Genomic DNA, 5,280 nt, shown 5'->3' on the forward strand with positions numbered 1-5,280 from the left:
GCGTACCCTGTTCGTCAAAATCTACAAAAATGGCGCGCGTATAGACCCAGACAAGATGCCCGGCTTTGTGCCGCATGCGGTATTCACTCTGTACCGGTTTGTCCGGTGACTGCAGGGCTTCGGCGACGATGTTCTCGATATAAGGGATGTCGTCTGGATAGATTAGCTGTTTCAGGAAAGTGCCAATGGAGGAATCTAGCTCCCCCTCCTGGTACCCCAGCATTTGCAGATAGCTGGGGCTGAAAAACACCTGCTTGGTTTCCATATGGAAATCCCACAGGCCATCTTTTGAGGCTTTTAGCATAGGCGTAGCGCTGATCACTCTCTTTCAGTTCACGGGTAATACGATTGCGGCCCACAGCGCGGGCAATGGCGTCGGCGACAATGATAGCGGCTTCCAATGCCCGCTCCGGCCAGACCTTGTCTTCAAAGTCCGAGGGCAGAGTAAGCATGCCGTCCAGGCGATCCTGATAAAAGATAGGAATCAGCACTGCGGAGCCGACGTCATACTTGATGAAAGTACCCGCAATGGGGCTGTCCAGGCTGGCGAGCCCGGCTTTATCAAGCACCAGTGGTCGGCGGTTATGCAGGCGTGCCTTGAGGTCTGGAAAGTGATGAAAGGGTTGATTGGCGACGGGATCGTCATGGCGCTCATCTGGAAAAACGGACCAGTGGCAAACGGTCGACATGTACTCGGTTTTGGGATCAAACCACCGCAGGGTGCAGCGATCGATCTCAAAATGCTCAGCCAGACTTTTCAGCGCCAGTTGAATGTTGTCCCAGCTGTCATCTTCCAGCAGGTGACGCAGGGTGTGGCGTAACCAATTTTCGGTGCGAGCCACCTCGGCCTGTTCTATTTGTTCTCGTTTGATCCTGTCTATGTCGGTGACGGTGCCAATGATGTGGCTGGCCTGACCATCGGGAGTGCGTGCCATCACCTTGGCACGCAGCTGAAACCAGCGAGGTACTAGCTTGGTGGAGCCCGGTTTGGCATAGGCCATAGCCTGGAGTTCGGTTTCGTAGTCCTTGCCTTCGAGAATGCAGCGTTTAAAGCTCTGATGAACCCGCTTGCGATCAGATTCAACCAGGTATTCGCGCATAAAATCCCGGTCAGCAAGCTGCGGCGGATAGCCGAGCACTTCGGCGGAGTGTTCGCTGTAAACAACACCACTGCCATCGTTGTGCCAGCTAAAGCAGGCTGTGCGGGAGGTTCTTTGCAGGATACTGGCAAAGACGGCTTCGTCTTGCCTTTGTGGTTTCCCTGAGGATTCTTGCTGTTCAGCGCGGGAGTTCTGGGCCGAACGCCGGTAGCCGTCTACCTGAGCTTCCAGCTCCTGTATACGCTTAAGCAGTGCTTCTGGACTGTTTCCGGGTGTGGCCATAGAGTAAAACCGGTTGCTGGATCCGGTTTGACTCACCGGTGACCAGGGGTCTTTGAATATTATTCAGCACCCCACTTCCTGTGGGCATAGCGGTGCCAAACTAAACAGCATTAGTCTTATGGGGCTAAGTGTAGCGGAGACAGCGCCTGACGCCAGCCCGGCCATCGGGGTTTAGCCGTGAAACTTTGACAATATCAAAGAATTTGTGCGCCAGAGACGACGTTTTGTGACTTGTTCGAGATATCGCTACAGAGTCTGTCGCCAGCACCGAGGCATGATTTACGGTGGTGTTGGCGACAGATCTGAGACAGAGAAGGGAATCTGAGGCAGATAAGGGATTGGTTTAGTTAGATCAGCCTCTGTCGGACACCCGCTGCAGGGCCGTTTTGGCAGCGGCGCGTACCTGATCGGGAGCAGTGCCACCGATGTGATTGCGGGCGGCCACGGAGCCTTCCAGAGTCAGCACATCAAAGACGTCGGCGGTGATGGTGTCGGAGAACTGTTGCAGCTCTTCCAGGCTCATCTCGGACAGATCCTTGTCTTCGGCGATGCCGTAAGCCACAGATTTACCGACGATTTCATGGGCGTCGCGGAAGGCCACGCCCTTGCAGACCAGGTAGTCCGCCAGGTCAGTGGCAGTGGAGAAGCCGCGCTTGGCCGCTTCGAGCATGCTGTCTTTCTTGGATTCGATAGCGGGAATCATATCGGCAAAGGCGCGCAGACAGTCCTTGACGGTATCTACAGCGTCGAACAGCGGCTCTTTGTCTTCCTGATTGTCCTTGTTGTAGGCCAGCGGCTGGGATTTCATCAGGGTCAGGAGGCTGATCAGGTGGCCGGTGACACGACCGGTTTTGCCACGTACCAGCTCTGGTACGTCGGGGTTTTTCTTCTGCGGCATTATGGACGAGCCGGTGCAGAAGCGGTCGGGCAGATTGATGAAGTTAAACTGGGCCGAGGTCCACAGAATCAGCTCTTCGGACATGCGCGACATGTGCGTCAGCAGCAGGCTGGAAAAGGCGCAGAATTCGATGGCGAAGTCGCGGTCGGAGACGGAATCCAGACTGTTGCGGGTGGGATGCTCAAACCCCAGCAGTGAGGCGGTCAGATCGCGGTCAATCGGGTAGGTGGTGCCGGCCAGTGCGGCGGCGCCCAGCGGTGACTGATTCAGGCGCTTGCGGCAATCCATCAGGCGACCGAAATCCCGTTCCAGCATTTCGTTCCAGGCCAGCAAGTGGTGGCCGAAGGTCACGGGCTGGGCGGTTTGCAAATGGGTAAAGCCGGGCATGATGGTGTCGGCTTCTTTCTCGGCGAGGCCGATCATGCCGTTTTGCAGACGGGTCAGCTCGGCCGATATGGCGTCAATCTCGTCGCGCAGCCAGAGGCGGATGTCGGTGGCCACCTGATCGTTGCGGGAGCGGCCGGTGTGCAGCTTCTTGCCGGTGATGCCGATCTTGTCGGTGAGTGCGGATTCGACGTTCATGTGCACGTCTTCCAGCGGGATCGACCACTCTTGCTTGCCGGACTCGATGTCGGCCTGCACTTCTTTTAGGCCGCTGATGATGGTGTCGCGCTCTTCGGCGGTCAGAACGCCGGCGGTTTCCAGCATGGTGGCGTGCGCGATGGAGCCCTGAATGTCGTGACGATAAAGGCGCTGATCAAACTGGATGGACGCGGTAAAGCGTTGCACAAAGGCGTCCGTGGGTTCGTTGAAGCGACCGCCCCACTGTTGATTGGTCTTTTCGTCCTGGCTCATAAAATCGTTCTCGTCAGTTGAATATGGGAGTTTGGCGCTGCGTACCACATCACAGCCTCTTATCTGAGGGCTGCCAGCGCTTACATCCAAGGCTAAAAGGCCGCTATTATAGCCCAGATCCATAATAAATAGGCTCCTGTATGCAAGATTCTCCCGGCGTTAAGATTGAGACGGATGTCGATTCGGTGGAAGCCGATGCGCCGCCGTTTTTGCCGGATATGTGTACCCTGCAGGCGGTCTTCCTGTTGGTGATGCTGGGGGAGCTGCTGGCGCTGGCGCTGACCTTGGCGGATTCCGGGCTGGCAGCGTTTGACTGGGAGGGGCTGGGGTTTCGTTCCTTTCTGGTGCAGTGGATTGTGCTGTTGAGCGCGGCGCTGTTGTGCCCGCTGCGCTTCCGTCTGTCGCGGTTGTCTCCCTGGCTGGCGGGTACGGTGTGTTACCTGCTGGTGCTGGCGGTGACGCTGATCTGCTCGCTGCTGGGTATTTGGGGGATTGATGGCTGGCAGGAGGAGGACGGACCGATTTTGCTGGGTAACCTGATCCTGTCGGCCATCTTTGCCGGTATTGTGCTGCGCTACCTGTACGTGCAGCAGCAGTGGAGCAATCAGCAGAAAGCGGAGTTGCGGTCGCGGATTCAGGCGTTGCAGTCGCGTATTCATCCGCACTTTCTGTTCAACAGCATGAACAGCATTGCCAGTCTGATCGCCACCGAGCCGGATAAGGCCGAGCGGATGGTGGAGGATCTCTCCTGTCTGTTTCGCGCCAGTCTGGCGGAGCCGGGGCTGGTGCCCCTGTCGGAAGAACTGGACTTGTGTCGCCAGTTTATGGCGATTGAGCAAATTCGACTGGGGGATCGGTTGCAGGTGCACTGGCAGGTCGATCCCGCGGTGGAAACTGGGCATCAGCCCTGCCCGATCCCGAGTTTGTTGCTGCAGCCGCTGTTGGAAAACGCCATCCAGCATGGCATTCAGTCGCTGGCCGGTGGTGGGCTAGTGACCATTGATATTTCGCTGGAGGATGGCAGGGTAAAGGTTCGGGTGACGAATCCCGTGGGCGAAGGCGAGCGTCCCGGCCACGGTAACCGGATGGCGCTGGGGAACATTCATCACCGATTGCAGGCTCACTTCGGGCCAGCGGCTGATTTCAGTGTGAAGACTGAATCGAGAGAGAGTGATCCGCCTGCGCAATTTGTCGCCCAATTGAGCTATCCCTGCAGCCGTGATGACGCCGCAGCTCGAAGCAGAAACCTATTCAACAAGAATAAAAGAACGGACTGATTTATGGACATCATTATTGTCGATGACGAACCCCTGGCTCGGGATCGACTGCAGCGCATGCTCAGTGACGAGGCCAATTATTGCGTGGTGGCTCAGGCGGCCAATGCGGATGAGGCCATGGAAGCGGTGTATCGGCTGGATCCGGATCTGGTGTTGCTGGATATCCACATGCCCGGCGAGAGTGGTTTGCAGGCGGCGAAGCAACTCACCGCCCTGGACGATCCGCCGGCGGTGATCTTCTGCACCGCTTACGATCAACACGCGCTGGATGCCTTCGCGGTCAACGCGCAGGATTATCTGCTCAAGCCCGTGCGTAAGGACAAATTGATGGATGCGCTGAGCAAGGCTCAGCGACTCAACCGCATGCAGCGCCAAAATATGGCGGCCAGTCCACAGAGTGGCGAGCGGACCAATAGCGGTCGCGCTCACATCAGTACCCGCACCCGTCGCGGGGTAGAGCTGATCGCCGTGGAGAAGGTCTTCTTTTTTGCGGCGGATCAGAAGTACGTGACGGTCTACCATCAGGGCGGTGAAACCCTCATCGACGACACTCTAAAAGAGTTGGAGCAGGAATTTGGTGATCGCTTTGTTCGCATTCATCGCAATGCTCTGGTGCCGCTGGCGCGAGTTGAAGCCATGGAGAAAAATTCTGCTGGTCAGTTTGAGTTGCGGCTGAAAGGAACGGACTTGCGACCGGCGGTGAGCCGCCGCCACGCCGGGCATCTGCGAGACTTGCTCAGCAGTTTGTAAAAAGCCCCTTCCTCGCGCTGATTCCACAGTTCGAAAACAAGCAGGCAGAGACCAGCTTTGCTATCATCGCGTCCAGTTACGACCTGTTTAAGGTTTGATATAAATCCGTAATTCTTGA

General features: G+C 56.9%; 4 protein-coding genes and 1 pseudogene. 2 read left to right on the forward strand and 3 right to left on the reverse strand.

Features of this window, described 5'->3' with window-relative positions; all coding sequences use genetic code 11:
* The 3 genes and pseudogenes from ACTG33_RS16070 to argH form a co-directional block, all read right to left on the reverse strand.
* On the reverse strand, positions 1 to 304 hold a 304-nt coding region (locus ACTG33_RS16070), incomplete at its 3' end, for a PAS domain-containing protein (RefSeq protein WP_439136237.1).
* Between the two features lie 64 nt (positions 305 to 368).
* Positions 369 to 1,382: pseudogene (locus tag ACTG33_RS16075) on the reverse strand (GAF domain-containing protein); the annotation flags it as partial.
* Positions 1,383 to 1,734: 352 nt separating this feature from the next.
* Positions 1,735 to 3,135: an argininosuccinate lyase gene (argH, locus tag ACTG33_RS16080; RefSeq protein ID WP_439136238.1), complete on the reverse strand. Its 1,401-nt coding sequence runs from the start codon at positions 3,133 to 3,135 to the stop codon at positions 1,735 to 1,737.
* A 140-nt stretch (positions 3,136 to 3,275) separates the two neighbouring features.
* Here argH and ACTG33_RS16085 point away from each other — a divergent pair, with 140 nt between their 5' ends.
* A complete protein-coding gene (locus ACTG33_RS16085) occupies positions 3,276 to 4,412 on the forward strand; it encodes a sensor histidine kinase (RefSeq protein ID WP_439136239.1) in 1,137 nt (378 codons plus the stop codon).
* Positions 4,413 to 4,415: 3 nt separating this feature from the next.
* Positions 4,416 to 5,162, forward strand: coding sequence for a LytR/AlgR family response regulator transcription factor (locus ACTG33_RS16090; protein WP_439136240.1), 747 nt, complete (start codon positions 4,416 to 4,418; stop codon positions 5,160 to 5,162).
* Positions 5,163 to 5,280 lie beyond the last annotated feature (118 nt).

Source organism: Pseudomaricurvus sp. (assembly GCF_965662505.1).
GTDB lineage: Bacteria > Pseudomonadota > Gammaproteobacteria > Pseudomonadales > Cellvibrionaceae > Pseudomaricurvus.

Excerpts from the sequence above, each read along its gene's own strand:
- ACTG33_RS16090 (WP_439136240.1), top strand. The coding sequence starts at position 4,416 with ATGGACATCATTATTGTCGATGACGAACCCCTGGCTCGGGATCGACTG.
- argH (WP_439136238.1), bottom strand. The coding sequence starts at position 3,135 with ATGAGCCAGGACGAAAAGACCAATCAACAGTGGGGCGGTCGCTTCAAC.
- ACTG33_RS16085 (WP_439136239.1), top strand. The coding sequence starts at position 3,276 with ATGCAAGATTCTCCCGGCGTTAAGATTGAGACGGATGTCGATTCGGTG.